We start from the raw sequence: 24,872 nt of genomic DNA, 5'->3' as shown, positions 1-24,872 counted from the left end.
TTCTCTAAGTTTGCAAAAGATAGTCGATCCTAAGCATTAACTCGGGTTCAATACCTGCTCAATTAGATATATGAAATTTTGCAATGTAGGCGGTAAATTGTTGGATTTCCACATACCCAAGATAATGGGGATACTCAATATGACACCCGATTCTTTTTTTGATGGTGGAAAGCATAACAACCTTAATAATGCATTGGATAGAGTGGGAACGATGTTAGAAGAAGGGGCGGATATAATAGATGTTGGTGCTTACTCGTCGCGACCTGGTGCACGCGTGGTGGATTTCCAAGAGGAGTTGGACCGATTACTACCAATAGTTGATGCTATTCGAAAAACTTACCCAAACGCTGTTTTATCCATTGATACCTTTCGTGCGGATGTTGCTATCGAGGCAGTTAAATACGGTGCTCATATAATTAACGACATTGGAGGAGGAAATCTTGACGAAAAAATGTTTACTACTATCGCCAGACTGGGTGTTCCCTATGTACTTATGCACAGTAAAGGGACGCCCGAAACCATGCAAAATGAAACCGCTTATCAAGATCTGATAAACGATATTACCAGTGATCTAACAAAGAAGATAGAGGCGTTGCGTTCAGCAGGGGTCAAGGATATTATAGTTGATCCCGGCTTCGGTTTTGCCAAAACATTAGAACAGAACTATCTGTTACTGAGTAGGATTGAAGAGTTGAGAGTCTTGGGGCTTCCCATATTGGGTGCCGTGTCGAGAAAATCAATGATATATAAGCTGTTAAATAGCAGTCCTCAAGAAGCATTAAACGGAACCAGTGTATTAAATACAATCTTACTGTTTAAAGGCGTTGAAATGATCAGGGTACATGATGTTAAAGAAGCGGTTGAAGTCAGAAAACTCGTCATGAAAACCCGTGCCGGTGAAGCTAAAAGGAGTTCATACTATGAATAAATTTATACTATCTTTTATTTTTTTTATTGTTATAGATGCCGCAAAAGGTCAGCAATACAAGCTAGAGAAACTGCAAGAAGGAAACGAAGTCAGCTTCAGAGGAATGTCTATTCCAAATGACAGTGTGGCTTGGATTACCGGAACGAAAGGAACCATCGCGAAAACAACAGATGGAGGCAAAAACTGGACTTGGCTAATTGCCAAGGGTTACGAAGATTTCGATTTTCGGTCAGTAGTGGCTTTTTCAGATAAAAAAGCGGTTATGGTAAATGCGGGAAGCCCTGCTGTCATTCTATTAACTGAAGATGGAGGAGAGTCGTGGGAAAAAGTGCATAGTTACGATATCAAGGAGATATTTTACGACGGCATGGGGTTTTGGGATGAGAAAAGGGGAATCGTATTTGGCGACCCTATAGAGGGGAAACTTCAGCTTGTCGCGACAGAGGATGGTGGACGTACTTGGCTAAATATTAGTGACGAAGCTAACGTCCAAATGAAAGCAGGAGAAGCGGGCTTTGCGGCAAGTGGTACCAGCATTCGAACAGTAGGAAATGGTTTAGTGTGGATTGGAACCGGTGGAACGCAAGCACGTTTGTTGTTTTCTTATAACTTCGGACAATCTTGGACGAGTTATAAAGTACCTATTGAACAGGGCGAAGCTTCGCAAGGTATATTTTCGTTAGCGATAAACGGACAAAAACAGCTCGTTGCTATTGGAGGTGATTATAAGAATTTTAAAAACAACAACAATGTAATCCAATTATCAGGCAATGGCATAACATGGAATGCACCCAAAACCAGGTTGTCTGGCTTTAAATCCTGTGTTGAATTTATTAATGATACGTTAGTTATTGCAACAGGCACATCAGGCACCGATCTTTCCATGGATAGCGGACAATCATGGAAATTAATGGATGAAAAAGGTTATAATGTGGTCCGATCTTCCGAAAGCGGCCGTTTTGTTCTGTTAGCAGGCGATAAAGGAAGTATTTATCGGTTAGTGGAACCAAATAAATAGTTTTTGAACGATGGAAGAGTCGGGAATGATCATTTTGAATCTCTATTTCCATTAACTATCAACTAACAGGTAATTATTTCTGTATAAAATTAATACCTACTGCCGTTTCGTATTAATAAGAATATTGCATAAGATTAGTATGCTAATGCCTATACAGAATATATTCCAACCGCCCATATGAAACAGAAAAATCCCAATAGCTGATCCCGCGGCACCTCCTATAAAGGTGGAGGTCATAAATACAGTGTTGAATCGATTTCTAGCGTCCGGTTTTAACGAATAGATGAGCGTTTGATTGCTAATCTGTAAAGCTTGATGACCTATATCTATTAAAACGATGCCTATGATGAGCAGGATTATTTTACTACCCGTAAAATAAAAAGCAACATATCCAAGTAGTTGTGCTAATAAACCTAATAAAGATATCTTTTTAACAACCGCTATACTTCCGCTACTTCGCTTACCAACCAAAGGGGCTGCCAATGCACCGGAGGCCCCAATAATGCCAAATAAACCGATCTGAACTGTATTGTATTCAAAGGGCTTAGCCGATAAAAATAAAACCATAGTAACCCAAAAGGCACTCATGCTGGCAAATGATATGGCATTGCTGATCGATGCGATTCGTAGTTGCGAAAATGTTTTTACATAGTAGATAATCGATAACATAAGCGATTGATAAGTACCTTGGTAGGTAGGCTTGCTTTTCACAAATACCCTTTGCATGATTAATACTAGGAGAAAGCAGATAGTGGCGGCTGTATAATACATTTGTCGCCAACCGAAAGTGTACCCAATATAGCCACTTAATGATCTGGAAGAGACAATGCCTATCAACAGCCCTCCCATTACCAGGCCGATCACACTGCCTCGTTTTTCCTCGGGAGCAAGGCTGGCCGCTAGCGGAATAATCAGTTGCGGGACAATCGAAAACAATCCGATGAGAAAGCATAGTACCTGTAGAAGAAGGAATGATTTTGTAAAGGCCGCACCGAGGAGGACAATAACGGAAAAAGTGGTTGTAACGATAATCTGTTGTTTCTTTTCCAATAGGTCACCTAGCGGAACAAAGAGTAACAGACCTGCTGCATAACCTAATTGGGTAATATAAGTAATGCTTCCGGCTTCTGCCTCCCGTATACCAAAATCGTCTGCTATAAGAGGTAGCAGAGGTTGGCAATAATACAGGTTAGCAACGACCAAGCCGCAGCAAATGGCCATAAACAACGTGAGGTACTTCATTAAGATATAGCTAAGCATCTCGTACGCCTAAGTGATATAGGCATACGAGTGCAATTAAATTATTTGGCAAAAGTTCTGAAGTCCTGATCAGCTTTGATATTTAAAAGTACTTCGTATATTAATCGAATTACATTATCAACATCTTCTTTATGAATCATTTCGACCGTGGTATGCATATATCGGAGTGGGAGAGATATGAGCGCCGATGGCACCCCCCCATTAGAATAGGCGAAAGCGTCTGTGTCGGTACCGGTTACTCGTGAAGAAGCCTGTCGTTGGAAAGGAATTTTCTTTTCAATGGCTGTATCGATCAGGAGCTTGTTTAAGTTAATTTGAATTGACGGCGCATAAGAGATGACGGGACCTTTTCCGCATGCCAAATCACCTTGTGTGATTTTGTTGATCATCGGCGTCTGCGTGTCATGCGTCACATCCGTTATAATAGCGAGATTAGGTTTAATGGTTTGGGTGATCATTTCGGCACCGCGTAAACCAACCTCTTCTTGTACCGCATTTACAATATATAAAGAGAAAGGTAATTTCTTTTTGTTTTCTTTCAGCAATCTGGCAACTTCTGCAATCATAAGACCTCCGGCCCGATTGTCGAGCGCACGGCCGACATAGTAACGGTCGTTCAATAACATGAACTCATCCTCATAGGTAATAACTGATCCCACATGAATACCCAGCGCTTCAACTTCTTCTTTGCTTGTACAGCCACAATCGAGAAAAATGTTTTTTAAAGAAGGCGCTTCTTCTTTTTCCCCGCCTCTGGTATGAATGGCAGGCCAACCAAATACAGCCTTGACAACGCCCTTGTCGCCATGTATATTCACGCGTTTAGACGGTGCAATTTGATGGTCAGAGCCGCCATTCCTGATAACATAAATGAGACCGTCATTTGTAATATAGTTAACAAACCACGAAATTTCATCTGAATGAGCCTCTATCACCACCTTATAAGTAGCCTTTGGATTAATTACTGCTACCGCCGTGCCATAGCTGTCTGTAAATGTTTCGTCTACATAAGGTTTTATATAATCTAACCAAATACGTTGCCCTTCCCATTCGTAGCCTGTAGGTGAAGGATTGTTTATGTACTTCTCGAAAAAGCGCAGAGCTTTTTCATTGACAATTGCAACCGGATGCTGATCGGTATTCTTTTTTGATTTTGCCATATATGTGATAATGTTCCTTAAAAAAGGCTTAATACTGTAAAGTTAGCAAAAGTACAAAGTTTTAATTAATTACGTTCGTCGATCACCGTCACGTAGGCAACCGGATTGGGTCTTTAATAGGATGTTTCATTCGGGAAACATTAAAGGTCTTTCTCTATATCGTAATTAAAGAATGGACCCCACGTATGGGTGTGACTTACAAACATTTTAGTTTTCTCTGCGTTATTGGAAGAAACTCACCTTCAAGGTAAAAAATATGAATTTCATAGAAAGGTTTGATCAGGGAAGTCAAGATCGCATTATTTTATGCTACGAAGACATAGGAGAGGGTCAGCCTCTTGTGTTTATTCACGGATGGCCGTCCAGTCATCTAATGTGGGAGCCGCAGGTGGACTTTTTTGTTCAGCAAGGTTTTAGGTCCATCGCCTATGACAGAAGAGGTTTTGGCATGTCGTCCCGTCCATTACATGGTTATGATTATGATACGCTGGCTGATGATTTGAATGATATATTGGTGCAGCTTGATTTACACCAGGTGATCTTAGTCGGATTTTCAATGGGTGGAGGTGAAGTTGCTCGATACTTTACTCGTTATGGTAGCAGTCGGATTCATAAGGTTGTGTTACTTAGCTCTGTTACACCTTATATGCTTAAAACTGCTGATAACCCGGATGGTCTGGAGGCAAAGGTATTTAATGAAATGATTGACGGGCTCGTGAGCGATCGACCTGCCTTTTTGGAAAGCTTCTTTAATGATTTTTTTGGTGTTAATTTGGTTAATAAACCGGTAAGTAAAGCGATGTTGGAATATCAAATGTCGATTGCACTTACAGCGTCTCCCATAGCCACCAAGCAATGCGTAAAAGCTTTTTCGGAAACCGATTTCCGTGATGACCTAGCTAATATTTCGGTTCCCACGCTCATCGTTCATGGCGATGCCGACAAAATTGTTCCGGAAGATATAAGTGCTAATGTGGCTTGTACATTAATAGCAAATTGCCAATTTATTCTTTATCCAGGTGCCCCACATGGTCTGTTTTTGACACACAAAGAAAGATTGAATAACGATTTGTTGTTATTCTTTCGTGATTCGCTGTGATAAGTTTAAGGTGTATTGATACGTCTTCTCAATAGATGTATATAGGAGATTAAATCGCTGATCATAAATCAGATAGTTGGAATATTTTCTTCATCATTCACATATTTAAAAAAGCTTCGTATCTTTAATTTCGATTAAGAGCCACCAATATGCTGAATACTACAATTAATATCCCTCGTCTCAACCTGTTAGATTTTACAGAAGGGACCGCTGAACAACGGAAGCAATTTTCTGATGATATCGGGAAAGCTTTTACAGATACCGGGTTTGTCACTGTTGCCAATCACGGAATGAACAAAGAACTCATCGATGAATTATATGAAGTTGTTAAACAGTTTTTTGCTTTACCGGAAGAGGCAAAGCGTGCTTATGAGATACCCGGTTTAGCTGGACAGCGTGGTTACACAGCAAAAGGCAAAGAAAAGGCAAAGGATGCGAAGACCCCGGACTTGAAAGAATTTTGGCAGCGCGGCCAAACGATTATTGGCGATGAAACGTTGAGAGCATCGTATCCTGAAAATGTAGAAGTACGGGAGCTACCGCGCTTTAATGCTGTAACAGAGGAAGTTTACCGTCGTCTGGAAACTGCCGGACGTGCGTTATTAAAAGCAATTGCCGGTTTTTTGGAATTGGAAGAGGATTATTTTGAAGACAAAGTCATTAACGGCAATTCCATCTTGCGCGCGATACATTATTTTCCTATTGAAAACCCGGATGAGATAGCGCCCGATGCCGTTAGGGCCGGGGCGCACGAAGATATTAATTTAATTACCTTACTGATAGGTGCGAGTGCAGATGGATTAGAGGTACTAACAAGAAACGGTACATGGTATCCGGTAAAAGCATATGGCGAGGATATTGTCGTTAACGTTGGGGATATGCTGCAAAGACTTACTAACAATAAGTTAAAATCTACAACGCATCGCGTGGTCAACCCGCCTAAAGAGCTCATGAAAACCTCACGTTATTCTGTGCCATTTTTTTTACATCCTAAAGCTGAAATGAGTCTGGCTGCTTTAGAAAATTGTGTCGATGCAAGCCATCCTAAGATTTATCCGGATTGTACCGCTGGTGAATATTTAGATGAACGACTCCGGGAGATTGGGCTGAAGATGTAGTTTAAGGTGTAAAGTATAAGGTTTAGATATGAGGTATTAGGTGTTAGGTAGGTGAAAACTTAAGAAAGCCCTCAAATCCTAACGCCTAACGCCTAACTCCCATCCTCCCTAAACCCCAAAACACAAATATTTTATTTCCATATATTCTTCAAGTCCGTATTTGGAACCTTCGCGGCCAAGCCCGGATTCCTTTATGCCACCAAATGGTGCAACCGCTGTTGAAATGGCTCCTTCGTTTATACCCACCATACCGGCCTCCAATGCTTCTGCTACACGCCAACAACGTTTAACGTTTTCACTGTAAAAGTAAGCAGCAAGCCCAAATTCAGTATTGTTCGCCAGATTTATAGCCTCTTGTTCCGTTTTAAATCGAAATAGGGAGACGATCGGACCAAAAGTTTCTTCATGTGCAATCTTTGCATTTAAGGGAACGTCACTTAGCACAGTCGGTTCAAAGAATAAATTAGCGATGGGTTTTCCACCTGTAAGCACTATTGCACCCTTTTTTACAGCGTCTTGTACATGGTCTTCAACCTTTTTTAGTCCATTTTGATTGATTAACGGGCCAACTTTTACTCCTTTTTCTAAGCCATTTCCGACTTTTAAATCCGCAATGGCTTCACTTATTCGCTGCGCAAACTTTTCGTAAATTGCATCCTGCACCAAAAATCGGTTTACCGCGACACAAGTTTGGCCCGAGTTTCTGAATTTTGAGGCAATAGCACCTTGAACTGCCAACTCTATGTTTGCATCATCAAACACAATAAACGGTGCATTTCCTCCAAGCTCTAATGAGATTTTTTTAATAGTAGATGCAGCTTGTTGCATAAGCGTTTTACCAACCGCAGTTGAGCCGGTAAAAGATATTTTTCTTATGGCGGGACTGGTACATAAAAGCTTACCGATACCAGCTGAATCCTTTCCCGTTACAACATTAAGTACGCCTTTTGGCAAGCCGGCCTCTACTGCGAGACGAGCAACGGCTATGGCTGTAAGTGGTGTTTGAGAGGCTGGTTTTAATACAACCGTACAGCCAGCGGCCAGTGCCGGTGCCACCTTCCTAGTTACCATAGCTAAAGGAAAATTCCAGGGAGTAATAGCGGCACTAACGCCCACCGGCTGTCGTAATGTCACAATTTGTTTATCATTCGTAGGCGATGGGATGTGATCACCGTAGGCACGATACGTTTCTTCTGCAAACCAACTAACGAATGAGGCACCATAGTTTACCTCAATTCTGCTTTCTTCCAATGGCTTACCTGACTCCATCGTTATAATTTCCGCTATTTCTTCGGTGTGCTTGATAAGTAAATCATACCATTTCTTTAAAACAGTACTGCGTTCGGCAATCGAAGTCGCTTTCCACGATATCCAAGCCTCCTCAGCAGAATCTATAGCTTGCTCAATGTCTTTAGCTGTAAGATCAGTTACGGAAATGATCGCTTCGCCTGTTGCAGGATTGATAACATCAAATGTTTTTCTTCCGGTTATTGGCTCGCCATTTATAAATGCGGCACCATTAATCAATTTATTTCTTGTTTTCATTTCGTAATCTTTAAAGCGGTTTTAACACCTCAAATAGCCAGCGGCTCAATATAATCGTTATAAAGTTAACACTAATTTCGTTTCTTGGTTTTTGTCTATAGAACCGATTATGGCGATCGAGGGCTTCTAAATACGTTTATTAAATGATTCCATTGATGAAGCTAGCTAAAGTATCGTTTTGTCTATTTCTTTTAGCTGGAAACAACTAACTTTGCAGCTTAAATCCGATTCAATATAGATGCTAAAAATTCGGCTGGTTTTTCTATTACTGTTTAGTTTTGCTTTTTTTTCTGCCATTGCCGTTCAGGACACGTCGTCACGTAAACCAGTGCCTCTCTCTTTGAAGTACCTAGTAAGAGACTCAGCCCGTTTTGCACGGGCCATTGAAAAGCAGCGTGTTAAGGACTCGCTAGAGCGAGTTGCAGATTCACTGGCGCTAGTCCGTGATTCGATGCGTATGCACTATATAAAACCCCTTGCTCGCGGAAGTAAGAACCAATTTTTAGATAGTTTGAGAAAGGTTTACATTATTACGGATGGGAATACACTTGTATGGGGGAAAAATATTAACTACAGCGGAAGTAAGCAACTGGGGGTACGAAAGGTACATCGGCCTCGGTGGGTTTTATATACTGTATTTTCCCTGTTCTTGTTTTTTGCACTCATTAGAATGTTTTTTATGAAAGACCTAGAAGCAATAGCTACGTCTTTTTATAGTAATAGAGTCCTTTTGCAGGTTAGTAAAGAAGATAATCTAATCACGTCTTGGCCTTTCGTGTTTCTATATCTATTATTCGGATTCACCATTGGACTTTTTTTGTATTTGTACGTTTCGTATGGCCAGCTTCAACTGGGATATTCGGAAATAGGTCTTTTTTTTACTATTACTGCGCTTGTATTGATGCTATTTGTCGTTAAAATATTAATAACCCGAGCAATCGGTTTTGTATTTGGTATTCAAAAACTTGTGAGAGACTATATTTCTATATTATATTTAAGTTATTTTAATGCTGCTATAATTTTTCTTCCTTTACTTTTGGTATTGAGTTTAGTGCCGACAAATCATGTAAAAGTTTGGATACTAGTTTCTTGTGCTGTAGGTCTTTTTGTCTTTGCTATGCAGTTTTTGCGCGCCTCAAATACCGTTTTAAAAAGCTATCAGTTTTCAAAGTTTTATTTATTTATTTATCTTTGCACCCTCGAAGTTGGTCCAATACTTATTTTGATCAAGTTATTAGGCATTTAACCGAAACAAAAATAAACACACGTGGCAGCAGAAGATAGAGAAAAAAAAGTAAAAAGCATCTTAGTAACCTTACCGAGACCTGAGAATGATAAATCGCCTTATTTTGCTTTAGCTAGCAAGTATAATTTGAAGCTGGATTTCAGAGCGTTTATTCATGTTGAGGGTGTTCCGGCTAGAGAATTTAGGAAGGAAAGGATTAATCTGGCCGATTTCACGGCAGTGATTTTTACCAGTAGAAATGCTGCGGATCATTTTTTCCGGATTTGCGAAGAGATGCGGTATGAGGTTCCGGCCGACCTTAAGTATTTCTGTTTATCGGAAACAATAGCACTTTATCTACAAAAGTACATCCAATACAGAAAGCGGAAAATTTTCTTCGGTAAGCAGACTGCCCAAGATTTGGAAGAAGTACTCAAAAAGCATGCAAAGGAGAAATTTTTGTATCCTTGTTCGGATGTAGCCAATGAAGAAACGCAAAATTGGTTACAGGAAAACGGTTATGATTTTACTCCTGCAGTATTATTCAGAACTGTTGTAAGTGATCTGTCTGATCTTGCAAATGTGTTTTACGATATTATTGTGTTTTTCAGTCCATCAAGCATTCAATCACTATTTGAGAACTTTCCTGACTTTAAACAAAATGATACGCGTATTGCTGCTTTCGGACCCAGCACCCATCAAGCAATAGCCGATAGAAATTTGATACTAGATATTGCCGCACCTACACCTGAAGCTCCAAGTATGACCATGGCCGTTGAACAGTACATTAAGAAAGTTAATAAGTAGTATCGTTTTAGAAAACTGAAATAATATATAGTAGCAGAACCTTTTAGGTTCTGCTTTTTTTATGGCTTATTAAATTGAAGTAGAAATTTGATAACCTTATTCGTTTGCATCGAATTACTTTTCTATTTGTAATTCAGTTAGTCCATCCCTGAAGAATCTGTCGGTTCAAATAATGAACAAAATGAACAAAGTTTAGCCTGATAAGTCAAATTATATTTGTTACAAGGCTGTAATGCGTTCTAAGAGCTGCTTTACTTTTGCTGATTGAGTGATTATGAGGTGGTTATAATGATCAATATGAGGAAAATTTACTATTGTTGTTTTGCGTTGTTGTCCTTTTTTGTTTGTGCGTGTGGTAATCGTAAAGCAGGCGGTGAACTTACAGGTGTTAGACTGAAAGGACTTAAATCGAGTAAGGCCCCAAAAGGAATGGTTTTTATTCCTGCTGGAAGCTTTATAGCCGGTCAGTCTGATGAAGATATCACCAGTGCACAAATCGCACAAAACAGGCAGTTTACACAATCTGCTTTTTTTATGGACGAGACTGAGATTTCAAATAGTCAATATAGGCAGTTTGTCAATTGGGTAAGGGATTCCATCGCCATCACCCAGTATTTAAATGATCCTTCTTATTTTATACAGGGAAAGGAAGGTGATAATGCGGGGCAACGTTTTATCGATTGGCAAAAGGTAGGGGACGGCAATGGTTTATGGGGAAAGAAGAATGATAATAAAGATGCCTTAAATCAGATGTACTATCAGGGAGATGATCGCATTTTTGGTCGAGACGAGTTAGATGTACGTTTGCTCAAATATCATTACGAAATTTATAATCATCGCATGGCCGCCGCTAATAAAAATAACAAAAACATGCGACGCTCGGATTTTATTATTCGCGATACGATCGGGATTTATCCGGACACCTTGGTATGGCTAGCCGATTTCTCTTATGCTCAAAACGAACCTATGGTAGAAGGATATTTTTCGCATCCGGCTTTTCAGGATTATCCTGTGGTGGGAGTCAATTGGCGACAAGCGAGAGCGTTTGCTGTATGGCGTACTCGTTTATATGAAAATTACGCCCAAAGGGTTGGCCTTTCTCGATTAGCTCGCTTATCGTACGAATTACCTTCAGAACACCAATGGGAATACGCAGCTAGGGGAGGACTAAATGGAGCCCCTTATCCGTGGGGCGGACCAACTATCCGAAATGCAAAAGGGTGTTTAATGGCAAATTTTAAACCTGGCAGAGGGAATTATGCGGATGATGGAGGTGCTTATACGGTGCCTGTACACTCTTATTTTCCCAACGACTATGGACTTTACAATATGGCAGGAAATGTGGCAGAATGGACAGCCTCTTCATTCGAGGAATCGTCATCATCGTTTATCCACGATATGAATCCAACGTATTCATATGAGGCGAAAAGTAATGATCCTGAAATACTTAAACGGAAAGTTGTTAGAGGTGGGTCGTGGAAGGACATTGGTTACTTTTTACAGAACTCTACCCGAACTTATGAGTACCAGGATACAGCCAAATCTTATATCGGGTTTAGATGTGTAACTTCATACGCGGGACGCGATTTATAGAACGATAGATATGAAACGACTATTTTTTACTTGCATCGGTTTATTGGTTCTATGTCAGGCATATGGACAACAGGAAAATTTATCGAACAGCGTTACACCGATACAGGATGGACCGCCGGTAGACGGCTACTATGTTAAGTCTGACATCGAGAATAGGAAAGTGATTCCTTATTCGCACATAAGAAGTGTTGACGTAATGTATAGTAAACGAGTATGGCGTGAAATTGATCTGCGCGACCGGTTAAATGCTAGTTTCGCTTCTCCTAAATCGCGGCTCATGGATATTTTGATGGAAGCAATTAAAGCCGGTGAGCTGACAGCCTATGATCCTACACCCTCTAAGGACGATCCAAACGGCGACAGCTTTAAAACAACTTTAGATCCGTCTAAGCTAATGAGCAACTTGGCTGATAGTGTATTTGTTCCTGAATTTGATGCTGAGGGCAACCAGATCGGCGGGAGTTTTCAATCAGGTGAATTCAATACTGATAGCGTGTTAAAATTCAGAATCAAGGAAGATTGGATATTTGATAAGCAACGATCGGTTTTTGAACCCCGTATTATTGGGATTGCACCTTTAGTTTCCGTGAAGGCTGCTGATGTTTATTTAGACCCACAGCCAGCATTTTGGGTATACTTTCCAGAAGCTAGACACATATTGGTAAATAAAGAGGTAGTAAACAGAAACAACGATGCTACCGGTTTAAGCTATGATGATGTGTTTACAAAAAGGATATTCGCTAGCTATATCGTTAAACAATCAAATCCTGAAGACCTGCGAATTAAGGATTACAAAGAAGGAATTGATAAGCTATACGAATCGGAACGCATCAAGCAAGCCTTGATGGATTACGAGCACGATTTGTGGAGTTATTGATATAACTTTTTAGGATTAGCTATTAGGTGTTAGTTGTCCTTTTTAAGTATTAACAACGGAAATCGTTAGCTGTTAAAATACGCTAGTACCGCTTCGGCTTGTTTTGTATTGACCACTTCCATAAGCTGGTCTTTGGATGCTTCCTTGATTTTTTTTACAGATTTAAAGTTTACTAACAACTTCTCTGCACTCGTTCTGCCAATACCGGGAATTTGCTCTAATTCCGTTTGGAAAGTTTTTCTGCTGCGCTGGTTTCTGTGGAAAGTGATCCCAAATCGATGGGCTTCATCACGTAAATGTTGTATGATTTTTAAAGTTTCCGACCTTTTGTCAAGATATAAGGGATACTGATCTCCGGGGTAGTAAAGCTCTTCTAAACGTTTAGCAATACCGATAACCGTAACTTTTGATTCGATACCTAGTGTTTTAAGGCTTTTTAAGGCTGCCGATAATTGTCCTTTACCTCCGTCAATAATAATTAGTTGCGGTAATGAACTACCTTCATCTAACATGCGTTTATACCGACGGAACACAGCTTCTTCCATCGTAGCAAAGTCGTTCGGGCCTTCAACAGTTTTAACATTAAAATGCCTATAATCTTTTTTAGACGGCTTGGCATCTTTAAATACGACAATTGCTGATACAGGATATTTACCCTGAAAGTTCGAATTATCGAAACATTCGATGTGTTTAGGTAATACATTGAGCCGTAAATCCTCTTTCATCTTATTAAGCAGCCGTTCTGTTTTGAGCTCCGGATTTAACTTTTCATACTGGTCCAAGCGTTCCCGTTTGAAAAAACTTACGTTTTTATAAGAAAGGTCCAATAACTTTTTCTTATCGCCTAACTGAGGAACGGTCTGTTTGAAGTTGGGGCTTTCAATGTCGAGGTTAAAAGGAACGATAATTTCTTTGGATGTACTATTGAAGCGGGTGCGAAGTTCCTGAACGGCTAAGCTGAGCAATTCCTGATCACTTTCATCTAATCTCTTTTTCAGCTCAAGAGTTTGCGTTTGTATAACCGTTCCGTTCATTACCTTTAAGAAATTAACAAAAGCATATCCTTCTTCAGAGGCAATATTAAACACATCTACATCGTTGATGGTGTTGCTTACGATCGTAGATTTACTTTGATAATTACTCAGAAGCTCTAACTTTTGCTTAAGAACATGTGCTAACTCGAACTGGAGATTATTGGTGGCATGTTCTAAATTGGCTTTTAATTGCTTGAATACGACACCGGTTTTCCCATTGAGGATATCTTTTATACTTTCGATATTCTGATTATATTCTTCTTCTGTTTGGTACGCTTGGCAAGGACCTTTACAATTGCCGATTTGATATTCCAAACAAACCCGAAATTTCCCTTGTTCAATATTGTTAACCGTTAATGGTAGGTTACAGGTACGCAGTGGAAAAATTTCTTTGATTACACTTAAAATGGCGTGCATCATCCCTACCGAAGCGTAGGGCCCAAAGTATTTTGAACCGTCTTTAATAATTTTACGTGTCCAGAAAATTCGAGGGAAGCGCTCATTTTTAATGACAATCCACGGGTAAGTTTTATCATCTTTTAAGAGAACATTATACCGAGGTTGATGCTTTTTGATAAGGCTGTTTTCCAATAGCCACGCATCGATCTCCGTATCTACAATAGTAAAGGAAATCTTGTTGATCTTTCTAACGAGAACACGTGTTTTCGCATTGTGCAGGTATTCGTCTTTAACGAAGTAAGAGCTTACTCGATTTTTTAAGTCTTTGGCCTTCCCAATGTAAATGAGCGTACCTTGCTTATCGTAATATTGATAAACACCGGGCTTATGGGGTATTTTTTTTAACTCTTCCCTGTAGTCAAATGTGCCCATAACTAAAAATCCAGCCGATCGTCAATCTTACCTTCCTCTTCTGAAGGGTAGTCATATTGGTATTTGCCACAGTCCAGTTCCCGTTGCAGGCCACCTGGCGGCAGTTCAAAATCACCCTGACTATATTTTAAATTCTTGTCGGCGTATACTTTTTGCATGAAGAGGGCAAACATCGGTAATGCGGCATTAGCACCTTGGCCAAGCCTAGTGCTGCTAAAGTGTATACTTCGCTCGTCGGCTCCTGTCCATACCCCACTTACCAACTGCGGTGTTACGCCAATAAACCAGGCATCGGAGTTAGCTTGGGAAGTACCGGTTTTTCCGCCGATCGGATTAAGCAATTTGTATTTCCATCGAATTCGGCCGCCGGAGCCACTTTGCACCACACCTTTCAGCATATCAACCATAACATAGGCTGACTGATCGTTCATGACCACTTTGACTTTTTTCGTGTGTTCGTAAATCAGCGCACCATTCTTGTCCTCGATGCGTAAGAGATAGATAGGTTCTGTCCAAACCCCGTGATTTACAAAGGTAGAATAGGCGCCTACCATATCATAAACAGAGGCATCAAAAGTTCCCAGGGCGATGGAGGGGTAGGCTGGTACCTCCGAAGTGATGCCCATATTTTTTATCAAGTTAGCTACATTCTGCGCACCAACACGTTGGATAACATCGGCTGTAGCCCAGTTTTGCGAATGCGCTAATGCCGTTTTAAGGGTAATAGGACCGGCAATTGTACCCTCACTTTTCGGTGCCCAGCCGTCGACATTAATGGGCGTATTGGGCACTTTAAAGCAAGGTGAATAGCCATTGTCAATAGCAACTGCATAAGTAAAAGGTTTTGCCGTAGACCCAACTTGACGTGTTCCCATTTTGACTTGGTCGTATTTATAATGCGAGAAGTTAATGCCTCCAACCCAAGCTTTTACATGCCCGGTTTGCGGCTCCATCGACATCATGGCATTCCGCAAAATCAGTTTGTTGTATTTGATAGAATCAAGCGGCGTCATGGTGGTGTCCAAATCGCCCTTCCAACTGAACACGGTCATTTTAACCGGTGTATTGAAATTCTTCTTAACTTCATCTTCAGAAAGGTCACCTTGTTTTAACCATCTGTAGCGATCCGATTGTTTTACCGCTCTATCGATCAGGGTTTCCAGGCCTTTAAATGGGTCTCGACCCTTATATTGGTTGTTGAAAGTTACTTGCAACTCGCGCATCATTTCCTTTTGGGCCTCTTCGGCATAGACTTGCATTCTCGAATCGATGGTGGTGTAAATTTTCAAACCATCACGATCCAGGTCGTATGGGGTACCATCCGCTTTAGTGATCGATAGCTTATTAAATATATTCTTTATGTCGCTTTTTAATACAGCCCTTAAATAAGGCGCAACACCGTCACCATATACATTTGGTCGGAATGCGAGTCCCAGCGGTTGTTCTTTATAGTTTGCAGTTTGTTCGGCTGTAAGAAAACCTGCTTTTCGCATATTTTCCAAAACAGTATTTCGTCTATTCAATGAATTTTTGGGATAGCGGATAGGTGAATAAATACCTGGTCCTTTTAACATTCCGACTAAAACGGCCGCTTGTGGTGCGGTCAACTTCGAAGGAGTTGTATTGAAATACGTACGCGCTGCGGATTTAATGCCATAGGTGTTATAGGCTCCGAAGTCGACCGTATTCAAATACATGGTTAATATCTCCTCTTTGGTGTAATTACGTTCTAAACGTACTGCTATGATCCACTCCTGGAGTTTTTGAATAAATCGTTTGGAAAAGGAACGTGCTCTTCCTTCCTCTTGAAACAGATTTAAGGCCAATTGTTGCGTAATGGTGCTTGCGCCTTGTTTCTTGCCAATAAGGTTATAAAAGAGTATCGTGAAAGTACGCTTGAAATCAATACCGGAGTGAGTATTAAAGCGAATATCTTCCGTCGCAATCAGTGCTTGAATGAGAGCCGGTGATAATTCTTTATAAGTAACATTCGATCTATTTTGGACATAATAAGTGCCGAGAACGACGCCGTCGGCTGAGATAATTTCGGAAGATAAGTTGCTTTTAGGGTTTTCGAGGTCCCTAAAGGAAGGTAACTCACCAAATAAGCCAAGGCCTACACTTGTAAGAAACAAGAAACCTAATATAATGAGTCCTACAACCAATTTCCAAAAAGAAAAGGTGTAGCGTCTAATGTCGTTGTTTGTTAATTTATTGTTTTGCTTTTTTGTGTTTCTTTGCATTTTTCTATATGCCTTTAGCGTTGTTCCTGATATTTGATGAAATAATCATTCACTTTATCGAAATCATCGAGTCCTTGCAGAAATTGCTCTGTTATAAGGAACGTATTATAACTCGCTGATGGTATTTTCATAATATTTTTTAATTGTGTTACCATTTTCTCGGCATAAGCGTTTGCCTCGTCATAGGTGAAAAATTTGCCAATATACAACAGCTGTAATTCATCATCAATCTTTTTTAGTTGATGGATTAGGTTTTTTGAAGGATACTGCCCTCGGTTAAATTGACCAATTCCATATCGAGAGGGACTTAGATTTACGTTTGGATGTTGTACGTTGATAACGAAATAGTACACTGCCGAATCCGGTAAAAGGGCCAAATCCCTATAACTATTGACATGTTCACCAGGCTTATATTCCGCCACTTGAATGCTTCCTTGAAGATTCACTTTTTTATTGAAAGGAGTTACCTGAATGCCTGGTTGATTTTTAGACAAATTTCCTGCCAAATTTCGACGAGGAGTAGGAGTAGGCGCAGCCATTTCCCGATTAAAGGCCAATTCGGGCCACTTAGTGAGAATAGGTTCATCTACAAATTGCTCTCTGCCTGCTTCAATGTCCATTATTGCGACTTTCCTCTCCTGCAAAGATAGTCTATTCGAATCAATATAGCTTAGATGTTGTTCTATTAGAGGTGTAATCAATTCATTATTAGGATAATCGGATTTAATTTGTTTTAATTCTTGTTCAAAAGTGTCTAATGGGCTCGTTCTGCCAATTGCCAATGCCTTTAGATAGGCCAATTGAGCTGCAATAGCGGGTCTATCATCTCCGTCTATAAGGGTGTTAATGCTATCGGTTAATGCAATCACTTGGTCGAACTGTTTTTCCCCATAAAGTGTATATACTTCGCCATAAAGGTTGTTCAATGTTTGTGATTCCTGATTCAACTTATTGAGGTAATCAGGATCTTGAATAACTTTGGCATAAATTGACTGTGGAGAAGAAGACAGGAGCTGGTTTTTATAGCGCGAGCTTTTCTCGAGCTCGCCTAGCTCGCTATACAACCTGTAAAGATTATAGTTAATCAGATCTTTTTCTGTCAACTGTGGAAAGCGAGCTAATAACGTGGTGTAAACTTTGGCGGCAGCTTCTTTATCTTGTAGGTTATCGCGGTAAATTTCGCCCAGCTTAACATAAGCGTAAATTATTTTCCGGTTAGACTCTTTTAAAGACTCTTCTGTCAAGGGAATCGCCTGAATAAAGTTTTCCTTTTCCGCTAATGCGGCCAACTCGTTCGTCATCGAATCTTTCTTGATCTCCAAGAGCTCTGTCTCGTTGGCATATGACGCATCCGTACCCTTATTTTTAAAACGCCAATTATCTTCCAATGAACGATTGCCCCACCGTCTTCGAAAGGCACTGAGCCCACTGCTTACGGCTGCCGGATTATTGAAATAGAAGCTTGTTGAAGTCGCCCCCTTATTCGCTGCATCACGAAGGGGTACATCGTTAAAGTTTAGGTTTTGCGTTTGATTGGCTGATACATTTGTCTGAGCAACGGATTTTTCTTGAAGTTTTCGGTGCTCAAAGATACTGTCTATTTTTTTTACTCTGGCCTCATCCGGTAATTTTGCCAGCATTTGAAGGGTGTCTTGTGTGGAAATGGTATTTAAATGAAGCACTAGCTCATCTAAGTGGCTGACTTTTGATCGAATCAGTTCATAGTTCGGAAAATTGGTGTCTATAAGCGTTGAGGTACTGTCATAATAAAGTTTCGATTTTTCATAGGCACCCTGTTCAAAATAAAGATCGGCCATCTTCAAATAGGTGAGGGCTCGCTGAAAATTATTGGTACTCTGCTCTTTTAATGATGAATTGAAACTTTTCAAGGCTTCTTCTTTCTTTTCTGCCTGCAGATAGGTCTCGCCTATGATATAGTGGATTTGGTCAGTGAACCCCCTGTTTTTATCGTCTTTGAGCATCCTTTTAAGCTTGGATATGGTATTAACATACGAGGAGTCCCCCTCATTTTTTTGCATAAAGACCTCATTCAATTGTGCGTTGAAAGCCATTTCAAAAGAAGCGTTGCTTTTGATAACCCGCTTAAAATGAGCCGAAGCTCCAACGTAGTCTTTTTGCTTTTGCAATAATTGACCTAGCAGGTAATGCCAGCGTAATTTCTCTTTCGCGTCCTTACTTTCGTCAATAGCTAGATTAAGCGACTGTATCGCATGGTCAAGGTCGCCAGTTTCAATGTCATATTTAGCTCTTGTTGCGTAAGCCAAGGCCGAAGTGTGTTTATTTCCGGCGGCGACACTAAAAGTAGAATCCAGTACTTTTGCGGCTTGCTTTACATAGCCAATTTGGAGAAGTGCCCGACATTTCCAGGCCAAAGACGCTTCTAGTAGCTCGGTTTTACCTGGAGTTACGGTATTGATTACATAGGAAAAAAATTCGGCGGCGTTGTAATAGTTGCCCTTTTCGTAGTTAGCTCTTGCCATGATAAAATAAGCATCATCTATATACTTGCTGTCGCTCTTATCATTGATAATAGTAACTGCTTTCTGTATAACAGAGTCCATCAGTTTGGCATTTGAGGGAATACTCGCTTCATTCGGTTCAATAAAAACCGGCAATGGATGTTGATAATTGGGCTTTGCCAAGCTAATCCGGTTTTGTTCCGCATCATGCAATATTTTTTTTGAATTATATAGAATATTGAACTTGGTGGTAATGTTTTGCATCAAGTCTGTTTTTACCCCCTTTTCTTTTTTATTAAGGAAGCAGCTCGATAAGAATAGTACGCTGATAAACAGGATATGGAATGTAATTTTAGGCTTTTTCAATGGATAATTGGTGGATAAAATGGTTTCTGGAAAGATATAATGCGGATTTATGCTTCTGCGTCGATGAGTCATCAATTTAAAAATATATACAAAGTTAAATCTCTTTTGCTAATCTGAAAATCTTATTATAACTCCGCTGATCCGCTTTCAACACTAATTATAAAGATACAGTTTTTGTTATTGCTAACAAAGGATTCTTCCAGATACGTTGTAGTTTTAGATGACCTTTTTTAAAAAATATTCAATGCCTAATTGTCAGTCATCATCCGGACGCAAGCACTGTTAAAAGACGCCTATTTTATTTTGGATTGCTCGAATAATAAGCATTTTAGCTAAGTTTGCATCTTCAAGGATACAACATGAAACCTAAAAGAGATCGATCAGACTTTCAGAAGGAAGGAAAAGCATATGTCTATTATACGGGATTAGGATTTCAAATGATTGCGACCATTGGTGTATTTGCTTTTATTGGTTATAAGATCGATATGGCAAAAAAGGGGGATGTGGGTATTTACACGGGCCTGTTTTCGCTAGTAGGCGTTTGTGTAAGCCTATATTCTACCATTCGATCGGTTTTGAATAAAAAATAGCATATATTAAGAAGGCGCATGACATTACTAAGATTTACCCTCTTTTACGGAATTTTCGGGTTGGTATTAGCCTTATTATCTTATTTGCTTTCTGTGCTTTTTCAAGGGCATGCGTTGCTGGCGTCCAATTATTGGCTCATTTTTCTTTTTCTTTTTTTTCTTACCTACATTGCCTATCTGGTTTCTTACTTCGGGATTCAAAAAACACCTCAAACAGGGGTTTTGGCCATAATGGGAGGGATAATTTTGAAGCTACTCTTTGCCCTATCCTTTGCTTTGGTGATCTTGATGAAAACAGCTGAAAACCAGCTAGTTTTTGCGTTGAATTATTTTTCTTTATATTTATTATTTACACTCTTTGAAGTTATGTCTTTGTTGCGTAACTTGCGCCACCAAAATAATAAGTAAAAATCACGGAATAAATGAAATTTAGCCACTTTTTGACTTCAAAAAAATCAGGAATACTAGCGTTTTTTGCCGTTTTCTTCGCTTTTTTGAACGCCAATGCCCAAAATCATGATCATGGTCAACATGCAGATTCGACCGCAGTAGAACAGGTGGAAGCAGGCCATCATGAAAACCATGAAGAAAAAGAGTTTGATATTACGAGTTTTATCTTTCATCATATAGGTGATTCGCATGAATTTCACTTTTGGGGACATGGCGAAAGTTGGACAGGTTTGTATCTTCCGGTTATTCTTTATACACATAATGGGTTGGTTACTTTTAGTGCAAAAGAATTTCATTTGAATGATGATGGCAGTGTAGTAGTGGAAAAGGCGGGTATGCGTTTTGCTCGCTCGCACGGAAAAATCTATTACGCCGCAGAGGAGGCAGTGCATGGAAGTTATGTACATCATGAGCAGAACACTGATGGACAAGAGGTGGTGACGAATTCCCGTCCGATTGACTTATCGATCACCAAGAACGTATTTACGATTTTCTTATCGGTTGCTATTTTGCTTATTGTATTTCTAACGGTAGCGAAAGGTTACAGGAAACGCGAAGGTAGGGCTCCGAAGGGGTTACAGTCTGTATTGGAACCGATCATTATATTTGTTAGGGACGATATTGCAAAACCTAATTTAGGACATAAATACGAGAGATATATGCCGTATCTTTTAACGGTTTTCTTTTTTATTTGGTTGAATAATATGCTGGGTTTGGTACCTTTCTTCCCGGGAGGTGCCAATGTTACCGGGAATATTGCTATTACTATGATATTGGCTTTATTTACATTGATTATCATCTTGTTCAGTGGTAATAAGTATTATTGGGGCCATATTTTTAACCCCCCCGTTCCATGGTGGTTGAAACCGTTGATGATCCCTGTTGAAATTTTCGGAATCTTTACAAAGCCTTTTGCTTTGATGATCCGTTTGTTTGCGAATATCACCGCAGGTCACATACTTGTGCTGTCTCTACTATGTTTGGTATTCATTTTTAAATCGCTAGCTGTAGCACCGGTATCCGTGTTTTTTGTTGTATTTATCGGTGCCATTGAATTGTTAGTAGCCTTTATTCAAGCTTTTATCTTTACCATTTTATCTGCGCTTTTTATTGGAATGGCTATAGAAGAGCATGCTGACCACTAGAAAATTATTAAACATTATTGTTAAACTAAATATATAAATTAAATCAAAATGACTGGAACATTAGCTGCAATTGGAGCAGGTCTAGCTGCGATAGGCGCTGGATTAGGTATTGGTAAAATCGGTGGTTCTGCAATGGAAAGCATCGCTCGCCAACCTGAGGCTGCTTCAAAAATTCAAACTGCGATGTTGATCGCTGCTGCCTTCATTGAGGCTGTTGCGTTATTCGCTGTGGTTGTTTCTTTAATTGCAAAATAAGGAAACCCCGAATGAAAAAAGGGAGCCTATCCTCGGGATTGCCGTTTATAGGCTCTTTTCACAGACATTAAAGCACCGTTTATATATAAAAGCACTTAATTAATACACAATATGGATTTACTCATCCCTGAGATTGGCTTAATTTTTTGGCATACCCTTTCGTTTTTGCTATTGTTGTTTTTACTGGCAAAATTTGCATGGAAGCCGGTGATGAAAGCGATTGGAGATCGCGAACGCTCAATTGAAAATGCGTTAGATGCAGCGGAAAAAGCGAAACAGGAAATGGCACGCTTAACAAATGAAAATGAACAATTGTTAAAAGACGCCAGAGCCGAGCGCGATCTTATTTTAAAAGAGGCTCGCGAAATAAAAGAGCAGCTATTGAAAGATGCAAAAGAACAAGCGCAGTTGGAAGGAAACAGAATGATTGAAAAGGCACGTATTGAAATTAACAATCAAAAGGCCATCGCAATGGCTGATGTTAAAAACCAAGTGTCTAAGCTTTCATTGGAAATTGCCCGTAAAGTTTTACAACAAGAGTTAGCGGATAAGAACAAGCAAGAAGCTTTAGTCGGTGAGTTGTTGAAAGAGGTGAAATTAAACTAATCAGCTAAATCCTATTAAAGATATGTCAGAATTTAAGGTTTCATCTAGATACGCTAAAGCACTGTTGGATTTATCCATCGAGCAAGGTGCGCTTGATCAGGTACGAGCGGAAATAGGGCAGCTAATCGCCGTAGTTAAAGACCACGTGGAATTGCAGGCGGTATTGAAGAATCCGATTATCAAACACGATAAGAAAATCAACATACTTACTGCACTTTTTGGAGCGAAGTTTAGCTCGGTTGTGATCGGATTTTTTAAAATTATGATCAACAAAGGACGAGGAGATATTCTGTATGCAACTGCACAGGAGTTTGTCCGCGAATACAATGAATACAAAGGCATTGTTACCGCCAAGGTAAGCTCGGCTGCTCCATTATCAGCTGAGAATGTGGCTCAATTGAAGCAGCTTATTGCCTCTTCAACAGGCAAGGAAGTAATCCTTGAGAACTCGGTTGATGCCGATTTAATAGGCGGTTTTGTGGTAACTGTAGGCGACAGGCAAGTTGATGCGAGTTTAGCAGGTCGTCTGAATAAGTTAGATAGGGCTTTTCATGCCTAATTATTGTAAAGGTTTAAAAGAGAAATATATAAAATAAAGATAAAATGGTAGAGGTAAGACCAGATGAAGTATCGGCAATCTTAAGAGAACAATTGTCGAACTTTAAATCAGAAGCCGAACTAGAAGAAGTTGGTACCGTACTCCAGGTGGGAGATGGTATTGCTCGGGTTTACGGCCTAACCAAAGTCCAATCAGGTGAATTGGTTGAATTTGAAAACGGATTACAAGGAATTGTACTTAATCTTGAAGAAGATAATGTAGGGGTGGTGTTGCTAGGACCTTCAGATGAAATCAAGGAAGGTGATACCATTAAACGGACCAATAAAATTGCTTCCATCAACGTTGGTGAAGGAATGCTTGGACGTGTTGTAAATACGTTGGGACAGCCGATAGACGGAAAAGGTCCGATTACCGGTAAAACTTATGAGATGCCTATTGAGCGAAAAGCTCCAGGCGTTATCTATCGTCAACCAGTAAATGAACCGCTTCAAACGGGAATTAAAGCTATCGACGCAATGATTCCGATCGGTCGTGGACAACGGGAGTTGGTGATCGGCGATCGTCAGGTGGGTAAAACGGCAGTTTGTATCGATACCATTCTTAATCAAAAGGAATTTTACGATGCAGGTGAACCCGTATATTGTATTTATGTGGCTGTGGGACAAAAGAATTCAACCGTTGCCAATATCGTTCGTACTTTAGAAGAAAGGGGAGCATTGGCTTATACGATCGTAGTTTCAGCTTCTGCTTCCGAACCGGCACCTATGCAATTCTATGCGCCCATGGCAGGTGCTGCAATTGGTGAATTTTTCCGCGATACAGGTCGCCCGGCCCTGATTGTATATGATGACTTGTCTAAACAGGCTGTGGCTTATCGCGAAGTATCTTTGTTACTTCGTCGCCCTCCCGGACGTGAGGCTTATCCTGGGGATGTATTTTACCTTCACAGCCGCCTTTTAGAGCGCGCTGCAAAGATCAATGCGTCTGATGAAATTGCACGCAACATGAACGACCTTCCGGAATCATTGAAAGGCATTGTTAAGGGAGGAGGATCGTTGACAGCGTTGCCTATTATAGAAACACAGGCAGGCGATGTATCTGCTTATATTCCAACAAATGTAATTTCAATTACTGATGGTCAGATATTCCTAGAGTCTAACTTGTTCAATGCTGGTGTAAGACCTGCTATTAACGTTGGTATTTCGGTGTCTCGTGTTGGAGGTAATGCGCAAATAAAGTCGATGAAGAAAGTTGCCGGAACTCTCAAATTAGATCAGGCACAATATCGCGAATTGGAAGCTTTTGCCAAGTTCGGATCGGATCTGGATGCTGCAACAAAGGGCGTGCTTGACAAAGGTGTGAGAAACGTTGAGATTTTGAAGCAAGGTCAGTTTGCACCGGTGCCTGTGGAAAAACAAGTTGCTATTATCTACGCAGGTGTCAAGGGCTTGTTCCGTAGTGTTCCTGTAAATAAGGTGAAGGAGTTTGAGGCTAACTATCTGCAACAGTTGGAGTTACGTCATCCTGAAGTGCTTAAGGACTTGAAGGCTGGTAAATTCACGGATGATATTACCGCTGTTTTAGATAAGGTAGCTAAAGAGATAGCTGCTAGTTATTAATTTTTTGGTATCAAGACGCAGATATCAGGACATAAGACTAAATGCAGGCAGATGGAAGGTGTAG

At 40.2% G+C, this 24,872-nt stretch carries 21 protein-coding genes; 15 read left to right on the top strand and 6 right to left on the bottom strand.

Annotated features, from left to right (window positions below; translation table 11 throughout):
• Positions 1-70: 70 nt before the first annotated feature.
• Positions 71-928: a dihydropteroate synthase gene (folP, locus tag FKG96_RS23845; RefSeq protein ID WP_013668437.1), complete on the top strand. Its 858-nt coding sequence runs from the start codon at positions 71-73 to the stop codon at positions 926-928.
• A complete protein-coding gene (locus tag FKG96_RS23840) occupies positions 921-1,946 on the top strand; it encodes a YCF48-related protein (protein ID WP_130858580.1) in 1,026 nt (341 codons plus the stop codon). The genes folP and FKG96_RS23840 overlap by 8 nt, the downstream gene beginning before the upstream one ends.
• Positions 1,947-2,042: 96 nt before the next feature.
• Here FKG96_RS23840 and FKG96_RS23835 read toward each other — a convergent pair whose 3' ends face one another.
• The gene (locus tag FKG96_RS23835; RefSeq protein WP_149106250.1) at positions 2,043-3,188 is read right to left on the bottom strand and encodes an MFS transporter; all 1,146 of its coding nucleotides are present in this window, start codon (positions 3,186-3,188) and stop codon (positions 2,043-2,045) included.
• A gap of 59 nt (positions 3,189-3,247) precedes the next feature.
• Positions 3,248-4,366, bottom strand: coding sequence for a M42 family metallopeptidase (locus FKG96_RS23830; RefSeq protein WP_013668434.1), 1,119 nt, complete (start codon positions 4,364-4,366; stop codon positions 3,248-3,250).
• A gap of 256 nt (positions 4,367-4,622) precedes the next feature.
• Here FKG96_RS23830 and FKG96_RS23825 point away from each other — a divergent pair, with 256 nt between their 5' ends.
• Together FKG96_RS23825 and FKG96_RS23820 are read left to right on the top strand one after the other, a co-directional pair.
• On the top strand, positions 4,623-5,465 hold the full coding sequence (locus tag FKG96_RS23825) for an alpha/beta fold hydrolase (RefSeq protein ID WP_130858578.1): 843 nt from the start codon (positions 4,623-4,625) through the stop codon (positions 5,463-5,465).
• A gap of 149 nt (positions 5,466-5,614) precedes the next feature.
• Positions 5,615-6,583, top strand: a complete 969-nt coding sequence (locus FKG96_RS23820) for an isopenicillin N synthase family oxygenase (protein ID WP_013668432.1) — start codon at positions 5,615-5,617, stop codon at positions 6,581-6,583.
• A gap of 108 nt (positions 6,584-6,691) precedes the next feature.
• Here FKG96_RS23820 and FKG96_RS23815 read toward each other — a convergent pair whose 3' ends face one another.
• Positions 6,692-8,128, bottom strand: coding sequence for an NAD-dependent succinate-semialdehyde dehydrogenase (locus tag FKG96_RS23815; RefSeq protein ID WP_130858577.1), 1,437 nt, complete (start codon positions 8,126-8,128; stop codon positions 6,692-6,694).
• 238 nt (positions 8,129-8,366) lie between these two features.
• Here FKG96_RS23815 and FKG96_RS23810 point away from each other — a divergent pair, with 238 nt between their 5' ends.
• The 4 genes from FKG96_RS23810 (at position 8,367) to gldN (ending at position 12,630) form a co-directional block, all read left to right on the top strand.
• A complete protein-coding gene (locus FKG96_RS23810; protein ID WP_130858576.1) occupies positions 8,367-9,374 on the top strand; it encodes a DUF4271 domain-containing protein in 1,008 nt (335 codons plus the stop codon).
• A 21-nt stretch (positions 9,375-9,395) separates the two neighbouring features.
• Positions 9,396-10,160, top strand: a complete 765-nt coding sequence (locus FKG96_RS23805) for a uroporphyrinogen-III synthase (RefSeq protein ID WP_013668429.1) — start codon at positions 9,396-9,398, stop codon at positions 10,158-10,160.
• Positions 10,161-10,457: 297 nt separating this feature from the next.
• Positions 10,458-11,753 (top strand): gliding motility-associated lipoprotein, encoded by a 1,296-nt coding sequence (locus tag FKG96_RS23800; protein ID WP_013668428.1) that lies wholly within the window; start codon positions 10,458-10,460, stop codon positions 11,751-11,753.
• Positions 11,754-11,763: 10 nt separating this feature from the next.
• A complete protein-coding gene (gene gldN / locus FKG96_RS23795; RefSeq protein WP_130858575.1) occupies positions 11,764-12,630 on the top strand; it encodes a gliding motility protein GldN in 867 nt (288 codons plus the stop codon).
• Between the two features lie 65 nt (positions 12,631-12,695).
• On the opposite strand, the gene uvrC is transcribed toward gldN, so the two are convergent.
• Genes uvrC through FKG96_RS23780 form a run of 3 tightly spaced genes read right to left on the bottom strand, consistent with a single transcriptional unit; the run spans position 12,696 to position 19,482 of the window.
• Positions 12,696-14,495, bottom strand: coding sequence for an excinuclease ABC subunit UvrC (uvrC, locus tag FKG96_RS23790; RefSeq protein ID WP_130858574.1), 1,800 nt, complete (start codon positions 14,493-14,495; stop codon positions 12,696-12,698).
• A 2-nt stretch (positions 14,496-14,497) separates the two neighbouring features.
• Entirely contained in the window at positions 14,498-16,738 is a 2,241-nt protein-coding gene (locus tag FKG96_RS23785) for a transglycosylase domain-containing protein (RefSeq protein WP_130858573.1), read from the bottom strand.
• Between the two features lie 14 nt (positions 16,739-16,752).
• Positions 16,753-19,482 (bottom strand): tetratricopeptide repeat protein, encoded by a 2,730-nt coding sequence (locus FKG96_RS23780; protein WP_165447096.1) that lies wholly within the window; start codon positions 19,480-19,482, stop codon positions 16,753-16,755.
• A 461-nt stretch (positions 19,483-19,943) separates the two neighbouring features.
• On the opposite strand from FKG96_RS23780, the gene FKG96_RS23775 reads away from it, so the two are divergent.
• From FKG96_RS23775 to atpA, 7 genes are all read left to right on the top strand, one after another.
• Positions 19,944-20,174 carry an AtpZ/AtpI family protein gene (locus tag FKG96_RS23775; RefSeq protein ID WP_013668423.1) on the top strand — a complete coding sequence of 77 codons (231 nt, stop codon included), beginning with the start codon at positions 19,944-19,946 and terminating at the stop codon, positions 20,172-20,174.
• A gap of 18 nt (positions 20,175-20,192) precedes the next feature.
• A complete protein-coding gene (locus FKG96_RS23770; protein WP_130858571.1) occupies positions 20,193-20,582 on the top strand; it encodes a hypothetical protein in 390 nt (129 codons plus the stop codon).
• 14 nt (positions 20,583-20,596) lie between these two features.
• Positions 20,597-21,769 (top strand): F0F1 ATP synthase subunit A, encoded by a 1,173-nt coding sequence (gene atpB, locus FKG96_RS23765; RefSeq protein WP_013668421.1) that lies wholly within the window; start codon positions 20,597-20,599, stop codon positions 21,767-21,769.
• Positions 21,770-21,817: 48 nt separating this feature from the next.
• Positions 21,818-22,024, top strand: coding sequence for an ATP synthase F0 subunit C (gene atpE, locus FKG96_RS23760; protein ID WP_010601523.1), 207 nt, complete (start codon positions 21,818-21,820; stop codon positions 22,022-22,024).
• A 111-nt stretch (positions 22,025-22,135) separates the two neighbouring features.
• The gene (locus FKG96_RS23755) at positions 22,136-22,630 is read left to right on the top strand and encodes a F0F1 ATP synthase subunit B (RefSeq protein WP_013668420.1); all 495 of its coding nucleotides are present in this window, start codon (positions 22,136-22,138) and stop codon (positions 22,628-22,630) included.
• Between the two features lie 22 nt (positions 22,631-22,652).
• Positions 22,653-23,189 carry an ATP synthase F1 subunit delta gene (gene atpH, locus FKG96_RS23750; RefSeq protein WP_013668419.1) on the top strand — a complete coding sequence of 179 codons (537 nt, stop codon included), beginning with the start codon at positions 22,653-22,655 and terminating at the stop codon, positions 23,187-23,189.
• A 44-nt stretch (positions 23,190-23,233) separates the two neighbouring features.
• A complete protein-coding gene (gene atpA, locus FKG96_RS23745; protein ID WP_130858570.1) occupies positions 23,234-24,808 on the top strand; it encodes a F0F1 ATP synthase subunit alpha in 1,575 nt (524 codons plus the stop codon).
• The last annotated feature ends 64 nt before the right edge of the window (positions 24,809-24,872 follow it).

Origin of the sequence: Olivibacter sp. LS-1 (genome assembly GCF_008245145.1) — a bacterium.
Lineage (GTDB): Bacteria > Bacteroidota > Bacteroidia > Sphingobacteriales > Sphingobacteriaceae > Olivibacter > Olivibacter oleidegradans.
This window is presented reverse-complemented; position numbering and strand designations above follow the sequence as displayed.

What these genes read in the sequence shown, in the direction of transcription:
- folP (WP_013668437.1), top strand. Translation starts at nt 71, where the DNA reads ATGAAATTTTGCAATGTAGGCGGTAAATTGTTGGATTTCCACATACCC.
- FKG96_RS23840 (WP_130858580.1), top strand. Translation starts at nt 921, where the DNA reads ATGAATAAATTTATACTATCTTTTATTTTTTTTATTGTTATAGATGCC.
- FKG96_RS23835 (WP_149106250.1), bottom strand. Translation starts at nt 3,188, where the DNA reads ATGAAGTACCTCACGTTGTTTATGGCCATTTGCTGCGGCTTGGTCGTT.
- FKG96_RS23830 (WP_013668434.1), bottom strand. Translation starts at nt 4,366, where the DNA reads ATGGCAAAATCAAAAAAGAATACCGATCAGCATCCGGTTGCAATTGTC.
- FKG96_RS23825 (WP_130858578.1), top strand. Translation starts at nt 4,623, where the DNA reads ATGAATTTCATAGAAAGGTTTGATCAGGGAAGTCAAGATCGCATTATT.
- FKG96_RS23820 (WP_013668432.1), top strand. Translation starts at nt 5,615, where the DNA reads ATGCTGAATACTACAATTAATATCCCTCGTCTCAACCTGTTAGATTTT.
- FKG96_RS23815 (WP_130858577.1), bottom strand. Translation starts at nt 8,128, where the DNA reads ATGAAAACAAGAAATAAATTGATTAATGGTGCCGCATTTATAAATGGC.
- FKG96_RS23810 (WP_130858576.1), top strand. Translation starts at nt 8,367, where the DNA reads ATGCTAAAAATTCGGCTGGTTTTTCTATTACTGTTTAGTTTTGCTTTT.
- FKG96_RS23800 (WP_013668428.1), top strand. Translation starts at nt 10,458, where the DNA reads ATGAGGAAAATTTACTATTGTTGTTTTGCGTTGTTGTCCTTTTTTGTT.
- gldN (WP_130858575.1), top strand. Translation starts at nt 11,764, where the DNA reads ATGAAACGACTATTTTTTACTTGCATCGGTTTATTGGTTCTATGTCAG.
- uvrC (WP_130858574.1), bottom strand. Translation starts at nt 14,495, where the DNA reads ATGGGCACATTTGACTACAGGGAAGAGTTAAAAAAAATACCCCATAAG.
- FKG96_RS23785 (WP_130858573.1), bottom strand. Translation starts at nt 16,738, where the DNA reads ATGCAAAGAAACACAAAAAAGCAAAACAATAAATTAACAAACAACGAC.
- FKG96_RS23780 (WP_165447096.1), bottom strand. Translation starts at nt 19,482, where the DNA reads ATGCAAAACATTACCACCAAGTTCAATATTCTATATAATTCAAAAAAA.
- FKG96_RS23775 (WP_013668423.1), top strand. Translation starts at nt 19,944, where the DNA reads ATGAAACCTAAAAGAGATCGATCAGACTTTCAGAAGGAAGGAAAAGCA.
- FKG96_RS23770 (WP_130858571.1), top strand. Translation starts at nt 20,193, where the DNA reads ATGACATTACTAAGATTTACCCTCTTTTACGGAATTTTCGGGTTGGTA.
- atpB (WP_013668421.1), top strand. Translation starts at nt 20,597, where the DNA reads ATGAAATTTAGCCACTTTTTGACTTCAAAAAAATCAGGAATACTAGCG.
- atpE (WP_010601523.1), top strand. Translation starts at nt 21,818, where the DNA reads ATGACTGGAACATTAGCTGCAATTGGAGCAGGTCTAGCTGCGATAGGC.
- FKG96_RS23755 (WP_013668420.1), top strand. Translation starts at nt 22,136, where the DNA reads ATGGATTTACTCATCCCTGAGATTGGCTTAATTTTTTGGCATACCCTT.
- atpH (WP_013668419.1), top strand. Translation starts at nt 22,653, where the DNA reads ATGTCAGAATTTAAGGTTTCATCTAGATACGCTAAAGCACTGTTGGAT.
- atpA (WP_130858570.1), top strand. Translation starts at nt 23,234, where the DNA reads ATGGTAGAGGTAAGACCAGATGAAGTATCGGCAATCTTAAGAGAACAA.